Origin of the sequence: Pantoea sp. Ap-870 (assembly GCF_011752515.1) — a bacterium.
GTDB lineage: Bacteria > Pseudomonadota > Gammaproteobacteria > Enterobacterales > Enterobacteriaceae > Pantoea > Pantoea dispersa.
The window spans coordinates 94,946-114,888 of sequence record NZ_VWXG01000002.1 but is presented as its reverse complement, the minus strand read 5'-3'; the positions used below and the strand labels follow the sequence as shown (position 1 = coordinate 114,888).

The window sequence follows — 19,943 nt, the reverse complement described above, 5'->3', positions numbered from 1 at the left end:
GTGTATCATCGCCGCCTTTATGTTGTGCAAGGAAAAGTGTGATGACGGAGAGCGTAATGGCGCGCCGCCAGCCCTCGGTATGGTGGGGCGCCATGATCATCTGTGGGACGGTAGTGGGCGCCGGTATGTTTACGTTACCGATCGTGATGGCCGGGGCGTGGTTTGGCTGGGCGCTGCTGCTGCTGGGCATAAGCTGGGGCGCAATGCTGCTGTCCGGGCTGCTGTTTATGCGTGTCAGCCTGCATTATCCGCCGGGCGCAGGTTACGATACGCTGACGCGCGATTTGCTTGGGCGCGGCTGGGCCAGCATTAATGGCCTCAGCATCCTGTTTGTGCTGGGCATTCTCACCTACGCCTATATCTCAGCCAGCGGTCCGGTTTATCAGCACTCGCTGAATCAGCTTGGCGTGCCGCTCTCAACCGCCGGGGCAAAAATCGCGCTGACGTTGTGTGTCGCCGCTGTGGTATGGCTCGGCACCACCGGCGTCAGTCGTTTGATGACGTTCTGTGTGCTGGCAAAAATCCTGCTATTGATTTTGCTGTTCGGCGGGCTGTTAACCCAGGTGGATGTGCCCTCGCTGTTCGCTGCCGCCGCGCCGGGAGACAGCTACTGGCCTTACGCGCTGGGCGTGCTGCCGTTCTGTCTGGCCTCTTTTGGCTATCACGGTAACATCACCGGGCTGGTGAGTTATTATCAGCGCTGCGAGTCGCCGGTGACACGCGCGCTGGTGCTGGGCACGCTGATGTCGCTGGCGCTGTATCTGTTCTGGATTGTCTGCACCATGGGGAATTTGCCGCGCGCCGCGTTTCCTGACATCGTGCAGCAGGGTGGAGATATTGCCGCGCTGATGGCCGCGCTGCGCGATCATCTGCACGTGCGCGCGTTATCGCTGATGATGTCGGTGTTCTCACATTTCGCGGTGATAGCCTCGTTTCTCGGCGTGACGGCAGGCCTGTTTGATTTCATCGCCGACCGCCTCGGCTGGGGACATTCCCCGCGCGCGCGGCTACAAACCGCCTGCCTGACATTTTTGCCGCCGCTGCTCGCTTCGCTATGGTGGCCGCATGGCTTCGTCGCCGCCATCGGTTTTGCCGGTCTGTTTGCCACGCTGTGGGCGGTGATTATTCCAGCGCTGCTGGCACGGCGTGCGCAACAGCGCTTCGCCGATCGGCCGCGTACGCCACTGGCGATTGGCCTGGTACTGCTTTTCGGCGCGCTGAATGTGCTGGCATGGACGCTGAGCTGGCTGGGTGTGTTACCGCAATTTGCTGCGGCCTGAGTGGCGTGAGCCATGGGGTTCAGAGGTGAGGTTGCACACTATTCGTAGCGTAGCGGCGCGATTTATCGCGCGAATCTGGCCACCGCAGCGTTGTAAATTGCGCAATGAATTGCGCCGCTACCCGGCGCTGGGGCTACGAATGGGTTGAATAATTCACTCTGCTCAAGTCAGCGATAAGACCCGGTCCGTTGGGCTGCCAGTTGAGCTGCTGCCGCGTCCAGGCACCGCTGGCACGCAGATCCAGCCTGGCGAAAGCAGCGAACCAGCCGAAATGCTCCGCGGCCTGATCGGGATTGGCATGCTGAAAGACCAGCTGTTCATCGCGCAGCGCCTCGACGCTGACAATGACCGGGCGCAGGTTGAGCTGCGCCAGAAGTTCGCCGTTCCCGGGCAGAAGGCCCTGCGTCGGGAGCGCACGATTACGAGGTTACTAAATGAAAACGAAGAGTTACGCCGCTGGTATGGCACTGAGCTCCCTGCTGCTGTGCGTAGCCTGCACACCCGCGCCACCTGCGCCTCCGCCGGTCGTTGTGCTGAACGCCTGCCCGAGGGTGAGCCTGTGCCCGATGCCGGGCAGTGACCCGAAGACTAATGGTGACCTGAGCGCCGACATTCGTCAGCTCGAAACCGCGCTCGAATGCTGTGCGCTTCAGGTCCAAACAGTCAAAGAATGCCAGTACAAAACCGATGTTCAAACCGAAGAGCCTGCGCAACGCCTTAACTGATGCGGTGCCGGTGCTGAAACAGAACCCCGAAATGCTGCGCGTGTTTCTCGACAGCGGAAACTCGCCTCTACGCTTGCGACCTCGCTGTAGTTCGAAAACAGGTACACGCTTAATATTATCGTGACTGATTTTCCGGGCGATATTGATTTGATCCTCGTACCGATTCTGGCATGGCTGCGGGTCAATCAGGCCGACATTATGACCACCGATGACGGGCAAAAGCGCGGCTTTACCTATGAGGCGGATATTAACAACGATGACAGCGCAGACCTCAGTATCAGCCCGATGCTGACCGAGCGCACTATCGTTAAAGAGGTTGGGGCCGAATTGCATATCGAGCATGCGCCAGATCCGCAGTCAAACGAGCTGGTGAGGCGCCCAACGCAGTTCTATGTCCATCATGAGCTTGTGAGCGAATGGCATGAATGAGTTTAAGCCCTTTGATGACCGGCTGGCCGGGCTGATTGCGGCACTTTCTCCGGCAGGCCGTCGGCGGATGGGGGCGGAGATGGCAAAGACGCTATGCACCCGACAGCAGAAGCGCATTAAAACGCAGAAAGCGCCGGATGGCTCCCCGTATGCTGCCCGCAAGCGCCAGCTGGTCAGGGCCAAAAAGGGCAGGGTGAAGCGGAAAATGTTCATCAAACTGAGTACTAACCGCTTTATGAAAACCGCCGGTAGTGACGAGGCGGCAGTCGTGGAATTTACCGGCAAGGTGCAGCACATGGCACAGGTGCATCAATACGGATTAAAGGATAGGCCAAATAGTAATGGCGCTTGAGTAAGCTATCCTGCCCGTCAACTTTTAGGCTTCGAAAATGGGACCATTGATATTATACAGGGAATAATAGTTAGAAAGATCAGTAAATAATATAAGAATTGCAGCAAGATTAACTCTTGCTGCATATGATTAGATTAACCCCTCAGCTCTTGCCATATTCTCTATCTCAACTCTCACATCATTGACAAAAGATAGCCATTCGGGTGTTGTGGCAAACAAATCAATTACGTCTTTGATAATTACTTCACTCGACTCGGGGTAAAGCGGATAGATAGCATTTACGTAATCGTGTGAGTTTAAAACAACTTGGATTGCTCCTAGTGAATTGTAAATATCCAGTTTTATATCGTTTAGAGTCGCTGGGTCAAGCCTTAGAATACACTCGCGTATATACTGCTCAGGTTTAACACCTTGCGGGAGTTGATATTGCATAATTCTTGGTAGTAGGTCATTTCTCCATGCTCGAGATCTAGCATCTGTGCCACTGATAACCTTGTTGATCTGATCTTGTTTTTCTTGAGGTGTAGAATAAACATCGCCATCAATTATTGAAAGAATTTTATTCTTATCTTTTCCGCTCATTATTAACCCAGCGGTCAAACTAAATGCATTAATGGCACTACCAAACTCATTGATATCAACATATGTTACGATATTCAGTTGTTGGCATATTTTTTTTATAATTCTAGCAGAGAAATCATCTTCAACGAAAAATGAGAGCGGTTTTTCCAATACTCCAGTAAGCGCGCGCATGGCGTCATGGGTGATCTGTTGTATGCATAGTGTTTGCGCGCCAGTTTTATAAATATACCGTATGTTTATTTTATCTGATTTCTTTAGCACCCCCTCCCTATGCGTAGTGAAAATGACTTGCAATCTCCGATTTCTGGAAATTTCAATAATTACTTCAAGCAGCCTTTGGAAAGCATCCTCGTGCAATAGTAAATCAATTTCATCAATTAGAATGAGAGAGTACTCAGGTGCTTCGTATAATACATTAAGAATTTTGATGACACGTTGTTCTCCAGCTCCCATGCTTACTTGCGAATATGTAACGCCATTAATGCCTAGCCCATAAACGACTTCATTCCATTTTTGAATAGTATGCTTGTAAATTTCACTGTAAGCTCTATTAAATACATAGCCTGTTTTGTTTTTAATGTTGATGCTATCAGTATCTGTTAATAGTGTCGTTGTATACTTAACATTCTGTGAGCCGGTGCGGCTTTTATTTTTAATGTAATTTATGTATTCAAGGGTAGGTGTTGATGTATAAATCCCTATAAAAAATATACTGCGATGGGGTTTAGATTCTTGTCTAGGGGACCAACGAGTATTTCGTTTTTCGCTGGGAGCATCGGTTACCACTACAGGAGCATTGGGACTTGCTCTGTCAACATATGTGTAGCTTAAGTAGAATTTGGTTCCTGACCATAATGCGTGGGGGTTTGGTTTGAAATACTCACTCATTTTATGTGTTTCTGAGAGGTCGTTTCCATCAGGTCTAAAACTAGATGCAAGGGCATGAAGTAAACTGGATTTTCCAACGCAATTTGCCCCAAGAATCGCGGTAACTCCATGAGGAGTAAAAGTGAGGCTATTCAAATCTTCAATGTTTTTGAGTTTATCAATTTTAATTGACATTAAATTTTGCTGTGTAAAGCGGCCCATCATCACTCCTTTAAAGTTATGCTGCATTAAGTTTATGCAATTTGCCGTATTCCATTGTTTGGTAACTCATATATCGCTAAATCATAACCTCTGCAACACAATTTTGGCATCATCATTTTCATGATGAATCTAAATGCTATTCAAGAGGTCGCGCGTCAAATCCGCAACCTCATTCGTACCGGTGTCATTATCGAGACCGATCTTGATGCGGGGCGCTGTAGCGTGCAGACCGGCGGCATTGTCACCGACTGGCTCCAGTGGCTGACCGCCCGCGCCGGGCGCTCGCACACATGGTGGACTCCCTCGGTGGGCGAGCAGGTACTCATTCTTGCCATTCGCGGCGAGCTCGATACTGCCTTTGTGCTGCCCGCCATTTTCTCTAACGATTTCCCCGCGCCCTCGGCGTTTGCCGATGCGTTTCACATTGCCTTTCCTGACGGGGCGGTCATTGAGTACGAGCCCAACACAGGGGCACTCCTGGTTTCCTGTATCACTACCGCCGACGTCACCGCAAAAGAGTCCATTACCGCCACTGTGCCGATCGTAATGATTAAGGCTGACACCCGCGTCACGCTCGACACGCCCGAGGTCGTGTGTACCAACAAGCTCATCACCGGCTCGATTGAGGTGCAGAAAGGCGGAACGATGAAAGGCAACATCGAGCACAGTGAAGGCTCGCTGTCTTCTAATGGCAAGGTGCTACATCTCCATAAACACCCCGGCGACAGCGGCGGGCAAACGGGGACTCCGTTATGACGACACGCTACATCGGCATGAATCGCAACACCGGGCGCACCATTACCGACGCTGACCACATCAGCCAGAGCATGAGCGATATTCTGCGCACGCCGGTCGGCTCGCGGGTGATGCGCCGCGATTACGGCTCGCTGCTGTCCTCCCTGATTGATATGCCGCAGAACGACGCGCTGAACCTTCAGCTGATGTCTGCCTGTTACATGGCGCTGCTGAAGTGGGAGCCCAGCGTCACCATTACGTGGCTGACGATTGAGCGCCAGTTTACCGGTCAGATGGTGGTTGACCTGACCGGCGAAATCAAAGGCTCCGGCGACCCGTTATCCCTGACCATTCCAGTGAGTTGAATTTATGGCCTCAATTGACCTGAGCCAGTTCCCCGCGCCCGACGTGGTGGAAACGCTGGATTATGAATCCATCCTCGCCGAGCGAAAGGCGGTGCTGATTTCGCTTTTCCCGGAAGACCAGCAGGAGGCCGTCGCCCGTACCCTTGCGCTTGAATCCGATCCACTGGTCAAATATCTGGAAGAAAACGCTTTCCGGGAATTGCTCTGGCGCCAGCGTTTGAATGAGGCCGCGCTTGCCGTCACGCTGGCCTATTCCGAGGGCAGTGATCTCGATGTGATGGCGACGAACAATGACACGGAGCGCCTCACAATTACGCCCGGCGATGACACCACCATTCCGCCGACACCGCCGGTCATGGAATCCGATGCTGATTTGCGCCTGCGGGCACAGCAGGCTTTCGAGGGGCTGAATGTCGCCGGTCCGGTGGGCGCGTATGAATACCACGGACGCAGCGCCGACGGACGGGTTGCTGATATTTCAGTCGACAGTCCGACGCCTGCTTGTGTGACGATTTCCGTGCTCTCCCGCGAGGGTGACGGCTCGGCGTCTGATGACCTGCTGGCTGCGGTTGAAAAAGCGCTGAATGCGGAAGATGTGCGACCTGTGGGTGACCGCGCGACCGTCCAGAGTGCCGCCATCGTGTCGTACCAGACTGACGCGACGCTCTAATTTTATCCCGGCCCGGAAGCGAAACCTATCCTGCAGGCGGCGGAAGACAAGCTGAAGAGCTACATCAGCTCGCAACAGCGCTTAGGCCGTTACATTCGTAAGTCTGCCATTTATGCCGCGCTGCATGTTGAAGGCGTGCAGCGTGTCGAGCTGGCGGCACCACTGGCTGACATTGTGCTCAGTAAATACCAGGCCTCTTACTGCACGGAGTACAGCATCACCGCCGGGGGTACGGATGAGTAACCCCCGGTTTTTACCGACCGGCTCGTCGACGCTGGAGGTGCTCGCGGCAAAAGCCGCCACTGATATTGACCGCGTACCGGGCGCGAAGATATTTATCCTGAAATGCCGGTGCGAGTCTCAGGCTTTAAGCGCGTCATAGACGAACAGGCGTGGTTAATCAGTAAGGTGACACACAGCCTCAATAATAACGGCTTCACGACGGGCGTTGAGCTTGAGGTAAGGCTTTCGGATGTGGAGTATGAAGCCGATGAGGATGATTGATTTAATGAATCTATCTGTTTGTTTTATATTAATTTAATGGGTAAAATGTTGGCGTTAAATCATAAAGGAGAGGTGATAAAAATGTTCCATTGTCCGTTATGCCATACCGCAGCGCATGCCCGCACGAGTCGTTACTTTATTGACACGACAAAGGAGCGTTATCACCAGTGCACAAATATCAATTGCAGCTGCACGTTCGTCACGACCGAAACGGTCGAACGCTTCATTGTGAAGCCGGGCAAAGTTACGTCAGCTCTGCCTCACCCGACATCATCTGGGCAGCAGCAAATAACATGGATGTGAATAAATGTAATAGCCCCGAAACTTTGGGGCTATTGCTTTACAAATTTGTGATTAAATCTGTTTAGCTTTGAATAGTGAGTTGGTTAAGTAGATACTCCATACTTTCTCGAGACTCAGGGGTATGTGAGAAGTCCACCTCATTACTGTTTTCTCTTAATGCCTCAAGAAAATCTTCTAGCTGACACGCGCGATGATATATATTCCATAGGACATAGAGTACTTCCCATTGACTGTCAGTGTAGCGTGGTGTTTCAAGTTTACGGCAATACGCGTCTTGTACGTTGGATGAATATGAGCTATAGAAGGCGTGAGGATCATCTACACGTTCTGGTCTTATTTCTTCAATGTGTTTGAGCAGTGTTGCATCAGCATCACTTTGATTTTTCCTGCCGCATAACTGCCATACTCGGTAGTAATCTTCAGGGCGATGAAACCGTGCGCAAAGCATAAGTTTGATTTCAGCATCACCAGTGAGTTGGGCTCTGACTTTATCCTTCAACTGATTGCAATACTTCAGTAAGGTTGGGTCTCGCCCGAGAGAACTATCTTCATAGGCAGCACGTGCATATATAATGAATAATAGCGATTCAGTGTACATGCGACCCGTTTGCTCAAGTCTATCGGCTAGGTCATAGTTCCAGTCTTTTAATGGAACGCGGTCAGGCATGTTATCACGTAGATGAATCAGCAACTCTCGTGACATCTTGACAACATCATCCCACTGAGAAAGTTTTTTCTGATCATCTTCCACAGAACTTGCGTAGTTCCACTGATCGAAAAGCAGTTCATACTTTACAGCTAGTTCCCGGACAAACGCTTGCTCCTGCTCTTGCTTGACCATGTGATGTATGGCATTCAACTGTTTATCAAATCCGGCTTGAATTTGGTTGTATACCACATTAATTACGGGAGAAAGGTCGGGAAAATGATAGCGTTTTTGATTATTCTCGTTATCAAACAGACGAATGAGGCTTGTGATCTTCTCATCATCCAAATCAATGTGTGGCCCAAATTTTCCATCATTATGACGAGTGCCTAAAAAAGATCTGCTCTTTCTCATTTTTTAGCCTTCTGTTGACGAGGGTATCAATCACAACACCCTATACACGCCCAAATCGATTATGAGTCTCATATTAACCTTTTAGAATCCGGCGTAAAGGTCAGAAAACGCTTGATGATATAACCTTCAATCTTGTCGGAGGTTTGGATGTAAGGGTTCAAAGAATGCAGTTTAAAGCAAATGCTTATGAAAGGTTCATTTTTGGTTATCAATTTGGAAGAATTGATGGGCAACTGCGCGCTCTGTATAAAAATCAAAGCCCCGCATATGCAGGGCTTCTCGTATCGATGTGGTCAATCAGTGGACGTGACCTGAAATAAATACTTTTATTTCAATATATTACACACAAAAAATGAGTCCGCGTAAGAGCGATGTAATAGCTGATTAATCCCTGACGTTCAGTGTTGTGAACCTGAGGTAAACGCACCACACGCAGATCGATTCCCGATTCAAAGAGCTTAATGCCTTCCAGCTCCGAGGCGACGCGTGGGTTAGGGTGTGCCGGGTTGAAATTCTGCTCAACAGCGGGCTGGCCACTGCCGTCATCACCCATTCCGGTACCAGAAGTGATGAGCAGCGGGCGCTGACTGCCCTGCAATACAGAGCCAATCGCGCGAATAACGCGGCGGTCTTTTTCGCAATTGTCGATAAAACGGCTGAAATCATGATCGAAAGCGGTGTGGATCACCGCATCACATTGTTCTATGCCAGCAATCCACGCCTGGGGATCTTCCAGCGTACCGCGCTGGGCTGTGGCGCCCTTATCGTTTAACTGCTGAGCTGCTTCTTCTGAACGTACAAGACCGGTCACCTGACGGCCGCGAGCCAGCAGGGCCGATACAACGCGTGAGCCGATAAAGCCCGTCGCACCCGTTATAAAAATACGCATAGCCTGTCTCCTGAGTGATTTAGTGCGACAGCGTAAGCGCGGATCTTTTACTATTAAAGTAGTGAGGTTATCAGGGTATAAACATTAACAGGGTGATTTATGACGCTGCTTTCTGAAAATCCGCTGGGTGAGTTTTTAAGGGCACGCCGTCTGGCAATTGACCCGGCTTCGTTTGGTTTTTTGCCGGGCCGCCGCCGTACGCCGGGCCTGCGCCGCGAAGAGGTTGCCCAGCTCGCGAATATCAGCCCGACCTGGTACACCTGGCTTGAGCAGGGCCGGGGGGAGCGCCCTCGCGTGAGGTACTGAACCGCATTGCTGCCGGGCTGCGGCTTACGTCTCCCGAGCGCGATCATCTGTTTATCCTCGCGTTTGGGCATCCGCCAGAAAACCGGGTAAGTCGGTGCGACAGCATAACCCCACGGCTGCAACGCGTACTGGAAAGCCTGACGATTCCGGCGATTATTAAAACCGCCACCTGGGATGTGGTGGCATGGAATCACCCGGCGACGGTTGTGCTGAAGGATTACGGGCAACTTCCGCTCGCGCGGCGCAATATTCTGCGCCTGCTGTTTACCGATCAGGAAGCGCGGGGGATGCAAGACGACTGGGAGGGCGTGGCCCGTCTCATCGTCAACGCCTTTCGGGCGGATGCCGCGCGCCTGGGTGCTTCAGAGGAAATTGATCGACTGGTTGAGGAGCTATCCGCTCAAAGTGCTGACTTCGCCCGCCTGTGGCGTAACAACGATGTGGCCGGGCATGGCGAAGGGTTTAAGGTGCTGCATCATCCGCAAATGGGAACGATTGCCCTGGAGTTTTCGACCTTTTCAGTTGAAGGCAGGCCGGATTTAACGATGATGCTCTTTAATCCGGCAACCGATGAAAGCAGAGCGAAAACAGAGCGCTGGATTTCACAGAACTCAGCTCAGCGCGTAGTCTGAGTCAGACAGTTTTTAATGCGTCAGCCAGCACGCTATAGCAATCACACCAGCCGAAAAAACAGGCTTACCCTGTAATGGGCAGGAGCAACGGAATAGAGATTCTCCTGCCTGATTCAATCGCTTAACGAGGCACCTGTTCAACAAAACGTACTGGTATAAATATACCGTCCGCAGCGCCTTTTTGCTTAATTGCCGCGATAGGTGGAGTAGCCGTACTGGCTGAGCAGCAGTGGAATATGGTAGTGCTGATCGGCATTATCCAGGTTGAACATCACCGGGATTTCCGGGAAAAAGGTCGGCTGAGCGTTTTTTTTGTAATAGTCACCGGTTTTAAAAATTACGCGGTAAATCCCGGTCTGCGCCTTCTGGCCCGCCGGGTAAAGCGCTGGAATACGTCCCTGTTCGTTGGTGGTGCCCTGCGCCAGTTTCACCCACTCTTCACCCTGTTTTTTATCCAGCTCGACCTCAATACCTGCGGTCGGTACGCCGGTTTGCAGATTCAGCACATGCACGCTCAGAGGATTTTTCATCTCAGCGGCCAGGCCGCTCATGCTGAAAGCGCAGAGCGCGCCGCCCAGTAAATAATGCTGCAATTTCATCTCATCTTCCTTTTGGTTAATTGGCCGGGAAAGCATAAGACGAAAACAGTGCAGTCGCGCACAATGGGCTGAAATCTGTGAAATTTCCCAGAGCAGAACCGGCAACCGGGCGGCTGCCGGTCAGGGGAACTACTGGTTGCTAATCAGGGTGCCTTTCAGGCCGTGCGGTTCGGAACGCAGATACTGAGGCGGCGCTTTGGCCTGCGCACCCAGTTCGGCGGCGGCGTGCCATGGCCAGCGTGGGTCATACAGCACCGCGCGTGCCAGCGCGATCAAATCGGCATCCTGCTCCTGCAGCGCCTGCTCGGCCTGTTTCGGTTCGGTAATCAGCCCCACGCCAATCACCGGAATCGAGACCTGCTGGCGAATCTCGCGAGCGAACGGCAACTGATAACCTGGACCGACGCTGATTTGCTGCTGCGGTGCCAGCCCCCCGCTGGAGACGTGAATATAGGCGCAGCCTGCGGCTTCGAGCTGCTGGCTGAAAACAATCGATTGCTGATTATCCCAGCCGCCCTCGATCCAGTCGGTGGCCGAAAGCCGCACGCCAACCGGGATTTCCGCCGGCAGCGCAGCGCGCAGCGCCTTGAACACCTCAAGCGGGAAACGCAGACGGTTCTCTAATGAGCCGCCATATTCATCGTCACGCTGGTTGCTGAGCGGCGACAGAAACTGGTGCAGCAAATAGCCGTGCGCAGCATGCAGTTCGACCAGCTGAATGCCGATGCGTACCGCGCGCAGAGCGCTATCGACAAAGGCCTGTTTCAGCTGCGCCAGATCCTGTTTGCTGAGTGCGGCCGGCGGACGCTCATCCTGTGCAAACGGCTGCGCAGACGGCGCGACGGTCTGCCAGCCGCCGTGTTCCTCAGAGAGCTGCGCACCGCCTTGCCATGGCGCAGCACAGGACGCTTTGCGCCCGGCGTGACCCAACTGAATGCCAATCGGCAGGGTAGCGTAGCGCCGCACGTCCTGCAGCACGCTGGCCAGCGCGGCTTCTGTCGCGTCGTCCCATAACCCCAGGTCGCCCGGCGTGATACGGCCAATAGCTTCCACCGCCGTTGCCTCGATAATCAGCAGTCCCGCGCCGGAGAGCGCCAGCTGGCCGAGATGAATGCGGTGCCAGGCCGTTGCCTTACCTTCTTCCGCTGAGTATTGGCACATCGGTGCAATCACAATGCGATTTTCCAGCGACAACTCGCCAAGCTGCGTCGCGCTAAACAGTAAACTCATGCATACCTCATATCCGCACGTTAATGACTCCCTACAGCATAGGAGCTGCAGCCGGATTTGCAGCAATGCCAGATGTAAGCGGCAATGACACACATTAATTACAACATACTATTAGTGATTAAAGTAATGGTGCCGGGTTCGGCTAACGTGCCGTTAAGGCTAACTAGCGCCCTTTATTCAAACCAGGGGCTGAGGCTCAACAGAATGCAAGCTAACGCTAAGGGATGCTGAATTGTTGGTAGGGTGTACAAGCAAGGATATTTTATAGCGCAAAACCACAGATAAGGATGACAACGGTGTGCATTTCCGGCGCTCCTGTTTGCATGGTAAAGCAACCGGCGAGCGATCCCGCCGGTCACGCCTGTTATCCTTCACACGACGGTGCTTTCGCTAGCGTCAGAAGATCGGACAATCCAACCCGATGTAGCATTTCGGCGCGCAAACGGTCGATGACCGCAAAGCCGATATTCGCGCCGTCTTCGGACGGATCGTTATGGACACGAAATGGACGTGTACCAAATGGCATACCGACAACATCGGTTATTTGTGCTGCAACGCGCGCGGGATCGGCATCCTCCGGCACTATCCCCGCAAAGGCCTTTTGCACAACATCGCCGAATCCGGCATAAGAACCTGCTTCATACTCTGCGACACGCCCGGTGTCGGCAGGACTTCCTGAATGGGCAAAATGGTTCGTTCCTTTGGTAAAGGCTCCCGGCACGATGATTGTCGTCTCAATGCCGAATCGGCTGAGCTCGCGCGCATACTGAACGGCAAGCGCATCCATCGCCGCTTTGGCGGCAAAGTAAGGGGCCAGATAGGGCGGTGTGCCGCCGGTCACGCTGGAACTGGAAATCCAGACCAGCAGGCCTTCACGTCGGGAGCGCATATGCGGCAGTATGGCCCGGTTGACGCGCTGCGTTCCCAGCACGTTAACGTCATATTGCTGGGCGAACTGCTCTGGCGTGAAGGCTTCAGCCGGGCCGAACATCATGTGGCCAGCATTGTGTACCACCACATCAAGCTTCCCGGCGTCGGATATTACCGTTTCAATGGCAGCATCAACCGATATGTCGCTCTGAACATCAAGTTCCAGCGGCCGGAGGTCAATTCCTTCCCGCGTGGAAAGTTCGCTAAACTGGCGGACATTTGCGGCATTACGACCCGCAATATCCCGCATTGATGCATAAACGGTATGGCCAGCACGAGCCAGCGCTTCGGCAGTCAGGCGACCGAAGCCGCTTGACGATCCGGTCACAAGGATAATCTTCTGAGACATAACAGTACTCCTTTGACTAATTCTGCAGTTTGCGGCTCAGACCATTCCGCCATTGGCGCGCAGGATCTGTCCGTTCATCCAGCTGCCCTGTGGTCCGGCGAGGAAAGAAACAACACTGGCGATATCCTCAGGCGTGCCGAGGCGTTCCAGCGGATTCATTTTGGACATGCGCGCGATCAGTTCATCGCTTTTCCCGTTGAGGAAGAGGTCGGTCGCAGTCGGACCGGGCGCGACGGCATTGACGGTGATGCTGCGTCCGCGCATCTCTTTGGACATGATGGTTGTCAGTGTTTCGACGGCCGCCTTGGTCGCGGCATAGACGCCATAATTCTCAAGCTTAAGCCCGACAACCGACGTGGAGAAGTTGATGATGCGTCCCCCAGAACGCAGGCGATTTGCCGCTTCGCGCAGGGTGTTAAACGTTCCCTTCAGATTGATGTCGATCTGCTTGGTAAAACTCTGATCGTCGGCGCTGGCCAGCGGAGATAGCATCATTACGCCGGCATTATTGACGAGCACATCAATACCACCAAACGCAGATTCGGCTAAATCGAACATGCGTTTTACCTGGCTGGCATCAGCAACGTCCGCCTGCGCGGTGATGGCTCTGCCACCGGCGGCTTCGATCTCCTCAACCACGGCGGCGGCAGCCTCTGCGTTGCCGGCATAGTTCACCACGATGGCAAAGCCGTCCGCAGCAAGCTGCCTGGCAATGGCGGCACCAATTCCGCGGGATGCACCGGTTACGATTGCTACTTTCTCTGAAGTGGACATAGATATTCTCCGATTTTCGCGCGGTATCGCGCCTGAACACGGAGAAAATCTAGCACTGTATTCTTTCCGGATAATCAGTCATTATCTGGTATCAGAATCCGATAATGACGAACAATGCCATGGACAGAATTGATACGATGCGCGTTTTCACGCGTGTGGTAGCGCGCCGCAGCTTCACAAGGGCGGCGGAAGATCTCGGCCTGCCACGCTCGACCGTAACGGACGCGATTAAGCAACTTGAGTCGCGCCTGGGCATTAAGCTGCTGGAACGCACCACGCGTCACGTCAGCCCGACGCTGGACGGTGAAGCCTATTACAAGCGCTGCGTTTCTATACTGGACGATATCGAGGATGCCGAGGGCGCGTTTGCCGGCGCCCGGCCGAAGGGATTGCTGTGTGTCGATGTTCATGGCACGCTGGCAAGACATTTTGTTCTGCCGCACCTACCTTGTTTCCTCGAAGCTTATCCTGATATCGAAATCTATCTTAGCGAGGGTGACCGGCTGGTCGATCTGGTGCGTGAGGGAATTGATTGTGTCCTGCGTGTCGGAACGCCGCAGGACAGCGATATGATCGCGCGGTGCGTCGCCACGCTGGAAGAGGTCACAGTCGCTTCGCCCGGTTACGTCTCCCGGTTCGGGCTTCCGTCGGATCCGGATGAACTGCATTCCGGCCACAGGATGATCGGATTCCGCACCACGGGCAGCAGCGGTATCCTGCCGCTGGCCTTCAGGGTGGACGGCAAGCGCATCACCACGACGATCAAAACTTCAATTACCGTTAATGCGGCTGATACCTTTGTATCCGTGGCGCGCATGGGACTCGGCATCATCCAGGTGCCGCGTTATCACGTGGAAGATGATCTGAAGACGGGGGCCCTCGTCGAATTGCTCAAAGCCTTTCCACCTGAACCGTCTCCCGTCTCTGTCCTGTATCCGCGTAACCGACAGCTATCGCCCAGAGTCAGGGTCTTCATCGAATGGCTAAAAGAACTCTTCCTGCAGCACGACGTGGATAGCAATGCCGGCAAGTGATCTGTGTGAAAATCGAAAACGGTGCAGAGGAGTCTGGCGCCGTCACAGATTACACAGATATTGATAGAGCTCCGCGTCCCGCTGATCCGGCGTAAAGCGCGGGCAGCTGTGGCACTGCTGGCTCAGCGTGCGGTAGTGCTGCAGTAAACCAAGTTCACGCAGCATGCGCAGCCAGCCCATCGGGCCATAACACTGCTGCTCATAAATTTTGTCGCGGATACTTTTCACATCCACGCGCAGCAGTGCGGCGTTAAGGTCACTGTAATCCGGGTGCTTTTTCGTGCCGCCGACCTGTTTGAACAGGAAATTGCGCTCGTAAAACGCAGCAACCTTCTCTTTAACCTGAATAAAGATGTCATCCACCTGTTCAATGAAAATGGTGTAGATCATGATTTTCAGGTACAGCATAAACACGATGTTTTCACTGTCTGCCTGATAGCGTACCGACAGCGTGCCAAGCTCTACCACTTTGCGCTTTTCCAGCTGCAGGGCGGCCATCTCTTCACGAAAAAGTTTGCTGCACGGCAGACGGTTATTGTGATTGGCGATGACGCTTAGCGTGCCGAGGATATCCTGGCCTTTGCGGGCGAGAAACAGCGTGCTTTCCGGATTCAGCAGCCCTTCGTTATAGAGAAAAATTGAGCGTTTTTCCTTAACGATTCCACTGCGCCGGTACTGTTCGTTGGTCACCTCCATCCCTTTAAGGAAGTCAATCAATCCGCTTGCCGGTGTAATGCTAATGCGCTGATCGATACCATTAAGTATCCTGCACATTCTGTGGGTTCTTTTTGTCAGTACGCCATCAGAGATAGCGCTGCTAATCACTGATTTCCTTGTTAAATGCACTGTAATCCTCAACCAGTCCACATTAAAGTTTCGCTAATATAATAAATATAATTTAATGATTGAATAAATTTTTGCTGCAAATTTAGATCTTCAGAAAAGCGTGGCGGCAGGGGATAAGGCGCGTTACAGGGGAGAAAATACCGGCGGTAACAACCGGAACGACAGCAGGGTTAATGATTAGCGTGATTTAATATTCGTGGCGGGACCAGCAGCATGGCGCTGGCTGATTTCAACGCCTCGTCGCGACAAAGGATTTTAACTGGTCAATAAACGCTCTCAGCGAGGCCGACATATGGGGATTGTTAACGTAATAGAGATTAAGACCTGAAAACACTGCAGACCACTCGCCCAGTACCTGCCTGAGTTCGCCGCGTTCAATCCAGGGTTGGGCGAACTGATCGCTGGCGATTTATGCAGCATTCACCCGTCGTCCAGTGGCCATCGCCACGCCTGACATCATTACCGTCTTTAATCCTGAAAATCCCGTCGCTGATTATGTGCTTAACTTAGCGTTAACACGGCAACAGGGTGAAACATGACGTTTAAAAGGAAAAATGAAGCGGCAATCATTTCAGGTTCCTCGCTGCTGCGCAGTATTTTGCTGTCCGGCGGATTGCTGATATGCGCGATCATTGCGCTCACCCTGTGGACGCTGCGCGAAGACTGGCACGGCGCGGTGCGCCAGACGGAAGAGATGGCGGTCAATCTTTCCCTGTCACAGTCACGTCAGGCGGAAGATACCGTGCTCCAGACCGAACTGGCCCTGCGTGAAGTGCAGCGCGACCTGCAGGCGCAGCCGCTGGAAAAACTCAACGCCGCCAATCTGAGCCAGATTATGCGCGATCTGCAAAGCCGTCTGCCGCAGCTGCATGGGCTGTTTTACTATGATGAGCAGGGCCGCTGGATCGCCACCTCCACGCGCAGCGTGCCGGTGGGCACCAACAACTCTGACCGTGAATATTTCCGCTATCACCGCAACAACAGCCGTGACAGTTTGCACATCGGCCCGGTGATTCGCAGCCGCAGCACTGGCGATCTGGTTATTCCGGTTTCCCTGCGCGTCAGCGATGCCGCGCGTGATTTCAAAGGCATCCTGTTAGCCACCATTAAAGTGGATTATTTCCGCCGTTTTTACAGTTACTACGAACTGGGGCCGCGCGACGTGCTGGTACTGATGCTGGCAGACAGCACGGTGCTTTATGCCCGTCCGATGCCCGACAGCTATATCGGCAAAAGTCTCTCCGCCAGCCATCTGTTCCAGCAGATGCTGGTGAAAGCCGATCGCGGCAGCGGCGAGTGGAACGCGGCGCTGGATGGCCAGGTGCGCATCTTCGGCTTCGCCAGCTCAGAACGCTATCCGCTGGTCGTCGCGGCGGGTTATGACAAGCGCAATCTGTATCTGCGCTGGGTGAAAGGAAGACTGCAGGATATTTCCCTGAACGTGGCGCTGCTGGTCGCGATTATCCTGCTGGGACTGTTTGTCATTCGTCAGGCTCGGCATAGCCAGCATTATCAGGAAGCGCTGCTCAAACTAAAAAACGACCTCGCCGATGCCAATCACCATTTGGATCAGCTGGCGTTTTTTGATGGGCTGACCGGTCTGGCTAACCGCAGACAGTTTGACCGCTTTTTGCAGAATGCTCTGCATAATCTGCGGGAAAAATCAGCACCGGTGTCGCTGATTTTGATGGATATTGACTACTTCAAACACTACAACGATCGCTACGGGCACGTGGCAGGCGATCACTGTTTACGCCAGGTGGCCGACGCGCTTAAACGCCTTAAGCTACGGCAGAGCGACATGGTCGCGCGCTATGGCGGCGAGGAGTTTGCCATCATCCTCGCCGGTGCCGATCAGCATGCGGCGCTGAATATTGCGCGTCAGGCAGTACAGGCGATTGCTGACCTGCATCTGCCTCACGCCGCCTCCGCACTGCCCGACGCGCAGGTGACGCTCAGCGCGGGCTGTGCGACCACCTGGCATGACGATCAGGCCGGCAACCTGATCGAGCATGCTGATGCGGCGTTGTATCAGGCCAAGCATAGCGGACGCAATCAGGCGCAGGCCTGGCGGGCAGTGAGTGATTAACGGTTAAAACCTGGAATGAAGCGTGAAACATCGACTTCCATAAACTGCGAGCGCTGGAAGTTGTGTTTCAGGTCATACGGCACCGTACAGTCAAAAATGGTTTTACAGGTGATGCCATGAGCGCGAATCGAGTTGCTGAAGGCCGGATCCTGTGAGGGATCGAGCGGGTGACAGCGCACGCCGGGAATGAAGATGGTATCCGCGTCGCCCTGATAACGCGTGGTCATCGCCCAAATCACGTCATTTAAGTCGAACACATCAACATCTTCATCGACCAGGAACACGTGCTTCAGCTCTGAAAAGGCCGAGAAAGCCAGCAGGGCAGCCTGACGCTGGCGTCCCTCATCCTGTGGGCCGCGCTTATTGATTTGCAGCACCGCAACATATTTCCCGGTGCCTGGCGAAGGGCAATGCACATTCTTCACCAGACCGGGTAACGCACGCTCAACCATATCGAGAATGCTGGCTTCGGTCGGGATACCGGCCAGATTGGTGTGCTCGTCGCTCGGTCCGATGCAGGTTTGCAGGATGGGATTTTTGCGGTGCGTCACGGCTTTGACTTTAATTACCGGCACTGCCGCCTGCGCTTCACCGGTATAACCCGGGAATTCCGGCATCGCTTTACCGCTATGGGTATGCTGATCTTCCTGTACGCGATAATCCGGCACCAGTTCACCCTCAATCACGATCTCTGCATGGGCAATGGCGCGGGCATCAACGGCGACACCCTTAACCAGCTCAACCGCCCGACCGCGCAAGCCCCCGGCTATCGCCAGCTCATCAAAACCGAGCGGTGTAGTCGGCGGCTCGAAACAGGCGCCAACTTCGATGGCCGGATCGACACCAATACTGATGGTAATCGGCAACGCTTTGCCCGCCTGCTCAGCCTTAATGCGGAACTGATCAAGATGGCGGCCCGGCACAAAGTACATCGAGATCTCATCTTTGCCCTGTACACACAAGCGGTGAATAGTGACGTCATGTTCGCCGGTTTCCGGATCGGCGGCATAACACATCCCCATGGTGAAATAAGGGCCGGCATCTTCAGGCGTATTGGTAGGCGCAGGCAGCAGGCGGCGGATATCAAAACCGTCTTCCGTGGCGAGGTGCACCACTTCCTGACAAACCGCCTGCTGCTGGCTTATTTCCACCGGCGCAATGGCGTTGTGTACCGATGAACGCAACAGATGCGCCAGCTTTTCTTTCGGCACTCCTAGCAGGCGCGCCACGCGCTGCCGTGAAGCCAGCAAACCAATCAGTACGCGAAAGTTGTCGTAACCTTTGATGTGATTAAACACCATCGCCGGTCCGGTCTGCGTGGGACGCATCACGGTACCGCCCGCGCCAACGTAACGATAGACACCGGACAGTTCCGCTTCGGGATTTACCGGTTCATCGGTCTCAATATACTCACCATCAAATTGTTTCAGCAGTTCGATGGCAGAACGCAGATCGTAAACCTCACTGCTGTGCGAAGAGGGAGATGTGTTTGACATAGGCTGTTCCTTAGTTTGGGAGTGTCAGGTCATCACTGGCGGGATGTAAACCCTGCCAGCGCGTGGCGCCAGCAGTGTCGATACCAAGCTGATCCAGCACGCGACCCACGATATGATTTTCCACATCGGCAATCGTGGCCGGATGGTTGTACCAGGCCGGCATAGGCGGAATCAGGCTGACGCCCATGCGTGACAGCGCCAGCATGTTTTCCAGATGAATGGTGTTGAGCGGGGTTTCGCGCGGTACCAGAATCAGTTTGCGCTGCTCTTTCAGGACGACATCCGCCGCGCGGCCAATCAGCCCTTCCGCATACCCGCTGCGGATACCGGCCAGCGTTTTCATGCTGCAGGGAATAATCACCATCCCGTCGGTGACAAATGAGCCCGAAGAGATAGTCGCGGCCTGGTCACCGGCGGGATGAAACACATCGGCCAGCTGTTTGATGTCGTTGAGAGAACAGTTGGTTTCATGTTCCAGCGTCACTTTTCCCCAGCGTGACAAAATGAGATGCGTTTCGATGTGCGGAATGTCCGCCAGCTGCCGCAGTAATCGCAGCGCGAGTGGGGCACCGGTAGCGCCGGTTACGCCGACAATGATGCGCATAAGGCCTCCTGTGAAAGGCAAAATATTTCCGGCGCGTTCCTGCCGTCGCCGTCCTGCAGGCAAAGATAATG

The 19,943-nt window shown here is 53.7% G+C and carries 17 protein-coding genes and 6 pseudogenes; 13 read left to right on the top strand and 10 right to left on the bottom strand.

From position 1 onward, the window contains the following. Nucleotides 1–41: 41 nt before the first annotated feature. The 5 genes and pseudogenes from F3J41_RS06615 to F3J41_RS06600 all read left to right on the top strand — a co-directional run bounded on the left by F3J41_RS06615 (nucleotide 42) and on the right by F3J41_RS06600 (nucleotide 2,876). The gene (locus F3J41_RS06615) at nucleotides 42–1,280 is read left to right on the top strand and encodes an aromatic amino acid transporter (protein WP_059012441.1); all 1,239 of its coding nucleotides are present in this window, start codon (nucleotides 42–44) and stop codon (nucleotides 1,278–1,280) included. A 298-nt stretch (nucleotides 1,281–1,578) separates the two neighbouring features. Continuing rightward, nucleotides 1,579–1,860, top strand: coding sequence for a hypothetical protein (locus F3J41_RS06610; RefSeq protein ID WP_247656258.1), 282 nt, complete (start codon nucleotides 1,579–1,581; stop codon nucleotides 1,858–1,860). Beyond that, a complete protein-coding gene (lysC, locus tag F3J41_RS23400; RefSeq protein WP_150059001.1) occupies nucleotides 1,742–2,005 on the top strand; it encodes an Rz1-like lysis system protein LysC in 264 nt (87 codons plus the stop codon). Before F3J41_RS06610 ends, lysC begins: the two co-directional genes overlap by 119 nt. Further along, nucleotides 1,968–2,434: pseudogene (locus F3J41_RS06605) on the top strand (phage tail protein). The gene lysC and the pseudogene F3J41_RS06605 overlap by 38 nt, the downstream one beginning before the upstream one ends. Beyond that, nucleotides 2,427–2,876 (top strand): annotated as a pseudogene (locus F3J41_RS06600) (phage virion morphogenesis protein). Before F3J41_RS06605 ends, F3J41_RS06600 begins: the two co-directional pseudogenes overlap by 8 nt. 39 nt (nucleotides 2,877–2,915) lie before the next feature. Here the strand turns inward: F3J41_RS06600 and F3J41_RS06595 are convergent. Next, nucleotides 2,916–4,460: an ATP/GTP-binding protein gene (locus tag F3J41_RS06595; RefSeq protein WP_150059002.1), complete on the bottom strand. Its 1,545-nt coding sequence runs from the start codon at nucleotides 4,458–4,460 to the stop codon at nucleotides 2,916–2,918. Nucleotides 4,461–4,577: 117 nt separating this feature from the next. Here F3J41_RS06595 and F3J41_RS06590 point away from each other — a divergent pair, with 117 nt between their 5' ends. The 5 genes and pseudogenes from F3J41_RS06590 to F3J41_RS06575 all read left to right on the top strand — a co-directional run bounded on the left by F3J41_RS06590 (nucleotide 4,578) and on the right by F3J41_RS06575 (nucleotide 7,034). Further along, nucleotides 4,578–5,213, top strand: coding sequence for a phage baseplate assembly protein V (locus F3J41_RS06590; protein ID WP_371815451.1), 636 nt, complete (start codon nucleotides 4,578–4,580; stop codon nucleotides 5,211–5,213). After that, on the top strand, nucleotides 5,210–5,557 hold the full coding sequence (locus F3J41_RS06585) for a GPW/gp25 family protein (protein ID WP_166710344.1): 348 nt from the start codon (nucleotides 5,210–5,212) through the stop codon (nucleotides 5,555–5,557). Before F3J41_RS06590 ends, F3J41_RS06585 begins: the two co-directional genes overlap by 4 nt. Before the next feature lie 4 nt (nucleotides 5,558–5,561). Then, nucleotides 5,562–6,470 (top strand): annotated as a pseudogene (locus F3J41_RS06580) (baseplate assembly protein). 78 nt (nucleotides 6,471–6,548) lie between these two features. Next, nucleotides 6,549–6,731: pseudogene (locus tag F3J41_RS23395) on the top strand (phage late control D family protein); the annotation flags it as partial. Nucleotides 6,732–6,812: 81 nt separating this feature from the next. Continuing rightward, nucleotides 6,813–7,034 carry a DNA-binding transcriptional regulator gene (locus F3J41_RS06575; protein ID WP_166710798.1) on the top strand — a complete coding sequence of 74 codons (222 nt, stop codon included), beginning with the start codon at nucleotides 6,813–6,815 and terminating at the stop codon, nucleotides 7,032–7,034. 61 nt (nucleotides 7,035–7,095) lie between these two features. On the opposite strand, the gene F3J41_RS06570 is transcribed toward F3J41_RS06575, so the two are convergent. Beyond that, nucleotides 7,096–8,094, bottom strand: a complete 999-nt coding sequence (locus F3J41_RS06570) for a hypothetical protein (RefSeq protein ID WP_166710342.1) — start codon at nucleotides 8,092–8,094, stop codon at nucleotides 7,096–7,098. A 370-nt stretch (nucleotides 8,095–8,464) separates the two neighbouring features. Then, a pseudogene (locus F3J41_RS06565) lies at nucleotides 8,465–8,983 on the bottom strand (NAD(P)H-binding protein); the annotation flags it as partial. Between the two features lie 99 nt (nucleotides 8,984–9,082). On the opposite strand from F3J41_RS06565, the pseudogene F3J41_RS06560 reads away from it, so the two are divergent. Then, nucleotides 9,083–9,921 (top strand): annotated as a pseudogene (locus F3J41_RS06560) (helix-turn-helix transcriptional regulator). A gap of 185 nt (nucleotides 9,922–10,106) precedes the next feature. On the opposite strand, the gene uraH reads toward F3J41_RS06560, so the two are convergent. From uraH to F3J41_RS06540, 4 genes are all read right to left on the bottom strand, one after another. Continuing rightward, a complete protein-coding gene (gene uraH, locus F3J41_RS06555) occupies nucleotides 10,107–10,520 on the bottom strand; it encodes a hydroxyisourate hydrolase (RefSeq protein WP_058759144.1) in 414 nt (137 codons plus the stop codon). A 129-nt stretch (nucleotides 10,521–10,649) separates the two neighbouring features. Continuing rightward, on the bottom strand, nucleotides 10,650–11,750 hold the full coding sequence (locus F3J41_RS06550; RefSeq protein ID WP_166710340.1) for an NADH:flavin oxidoreductase/NADH oxidase: 1,101 nt from the start codon (nucleotides 11,748–11,750) through the stop codon (nucleotides 10,650–10,652). 364 nt (nucleotides 11,751–12,114) lie between these two features. Beyond that, nucleotides 12,115–13,029, bottom strand: coding sequence for an SDR family oxidoreductase (locus tag F3J41_RS06545; protein ID WP_166710338.1), 915 nt, complete (start codon nucleotides 13,027–13,029; stop codon nucleotides 12,115–12,117). A 36-nt stretch (nucleotides 13,030–13,065) separates the two neighbouring features. Continuing rightward, nucleotides 13,066–13,803, bottom strand: coding sequence for an SDR family oxidoreductase (locus F3J41_RS06540; protein ID WP_152390786.1), 738 nt, complete (start codon nucleotides 13,801–13,803; stop codon nucleotides 13,066–13,068). Between the two features lie 119 nt (nucleotides 13,804–13,922). Here F3J41_RS06540 and F3J41_RS06535 point away from each other — a divergent pair, with 119 nt between their 5' ends. Beyond that, the gene (locus tag F3J41_RS06535; protein WP_166710796.1) at nucleotides 13,923–14,837 is read left to right on the top strand and encodes a LysR family transcriptional regulator; all 915 of its coding nucleotides are present in this window, start codon (nucleotides 13,923–13,925) and stop codon (nucleotides 14,835–14,837) included. A gap of 42 nt (nucleotides 14,838–14,879) precedes the next feature. Here F3J41_RS06535 and F3J41_RS06530 read toward each other — a convergent pair whose 3' ends face one another. Continuing rightward, nucleotides 14,880–15,611 carry a hypothetical protein gene (locus F3J41_RS06530; protein WP_127834908.1) on the bottom strand — a complete coding sequence of 244 codons (732 nt, stop codon included), beginning with the start codon at nucleotides 15,609–15,611 and terminating at the stop codon, nucleotides 14,880–14,882. Nucleotides 15,612–16,218: 607 nt separating this feature from the next. Between F3J41_RS06530 and F3J41_RS06525 the strand changes: the two genes are divergently transcribed. Beyond that, nucleotides 16,219–17,772, top strand: a complete 1,554-nt coding sequence (locus F3J41_RS06525; protein WP_058759152.1) for a sensor domain-containing diguanylate cyclase — start codon at nucleotides 16,219–16,221, stop codon at nucleotides 17,770–17,772. Here F3J41_RS06525 and F3J41_RS06520 read toward each other — a convergent pair. Both F3J41_RS06520 and F3J41_RS06515 read right to left on the bottom strand, forming a co-directional pair. Beyond that, on the bottom strand, nucleotides 17,769–19,268 hold the full coding sequence (locus F3J41_RS06520; RefSeq protein ID WP_058770182.1) for a UbiD family decarboxylase: 1,500 nt from the start codon (nucleotides 19,266–19,268) through the stop codon (nucleotides 17,769–17,771). The two genes, F3J41_RS06525 and F3J41_RS06520, sit on opposite strands and share 4 nt — an antisense overlap. Nucleotides 19,269–19,278: 10 nt before the next feature. Further along, entirely contained in the window at nucleotides 19,279–19,872 is a 594-nt protein-coding gene (locus F3J41_RS06515) for a UbiX family flavin prenyltransferase (RefSeq protein WP_159377716.1), read from the bottom strand. Between the last annotated feature and the right edge of the window lie 71 nt (nucleotides 19,873–19,943).

Excerpts from the sequence above, each read along its gene's own strand:
- F3J41_RS06525 (WP_058759152.1), top strand. The coding sequence starts at position 16,219 with ATGACGTTTAAAAGGAAAAATGAAGCGGCAATCATTTCAGGTTCCTCG.
- uraH (WP_058759144.1), bottom strand. The coding sequence starts at position 10,520 with ATGAAATTGCAGCATTATTTACTGGGCGGCGCGCTCTGCGCTTTCAGC.
- F3J41_RS06530 (WP_127834908.1), bottom strand. The coding sequence starts at position 15,611 with ATGTGCAGGATACTTAATGGTATCGATCAGCGCATTAGCATTACACCG.
- F3J41_RS06615 (WP_059012441.1), top strand. The coding sequence starts at position 42 with ATGACGGAGAGCGTAATGGCGCGCCGCCAGCCCTCGGTATGGTGGGGC.
- F3J41_RS06595 (WP_150059002.1), bottom strand. The coding sequence starts at position 4,460 with ATGATGGGCCGCTTTACACAGCAAAATTTAATGTCAATTAAAATTGAT.
- F3J41_RS06550 (WP_166710340.1), bottom strand. The coding sequence starts at position 11,750 with ATGAGTTTACTGTTTAGCGCGACGCAGCTTGGCGAGTTGTCGCTGGAA.
- lysC (WP_150059001.1), top strand. The coding sequence starts at position 1,742 with ATGGCACTGAGCTCCCTGCTGCTGTGCGTAGCCTGCACACCCGCGCCA.
- F3J41_RS06570 (WP_166710342.1), bottom strand. The coding sequence starts at position 8,094 with ATGAGAAAGAGCAGATCTTTTTTAGGCACTCGTCATAATGATGGAAAA.
- F3J41_RS06585 (WP_166710344.1), top strand. The coding sequence starts at position 5,210 with ATGACGACACGCTACATCGGCATGAATCGCAACACCGGGCGCACCATT.
- F3J41_RS06545 (WP_166710338.1), bottom strand. The coding sequence starts at position 13,029 with ATGTCTCAGAAGATTATCCTTGTGACCGGATCGTCAAGCGGCTTCGGT.
- F3J41_RS06610 (WP_247656258.1), top strand. The coding sequence starts at position 1,579 with ATGCTGAAAGACCAGCTGTTCATCGCGCAGCGCCTCGACGCTGACAAT.
- F3J41_RS06590 (WP_371815451.1), top strand. The coding sequence starts at position 4,578 with ATGATGAATCTAAATGCTATTCAAGAGGTCGCGCGTCAAATCCGCAAC.
- F3J41_RS06575 (WP_166710798.1), top strand. The coding sequence starts at position 6,813 with ATGTTCCATTGTCCGTTATGCCATACCGCAGCGCATGCCCGCACGAGT.
- F3J41_RS06520 (WP_058770182.1), bottom strand. The coding sequence starts at position 19,268 with ATGTCAAACACATCTCCCTCTTCGCACAGCAGTGAGGTTTACGATCTG.
- F3J41_RS06515 (WP_159377716.1), bottom strand. The coding sequence starts at position 19,872 with ATGCGCATCATTGTCGGCGTAACCGGCGCTACCGGTGCCCCACTCGCG.
- F3J41_RS06535 (WP_166710796.1), top strand. The coding sequence starts at position 13,923 with ATGGACAGAATTGATACGATGCGCGTTTTCACGCGTGTGGTAGCGCGC.
- F3J41_RS06540 (WP_152390786.1), bottom strand. The coding sequence starts at position 13,803 with ATGTCCACTTCAGAGAAAGTAGCAATCGTAACCGGTGCATCCCGCGGA.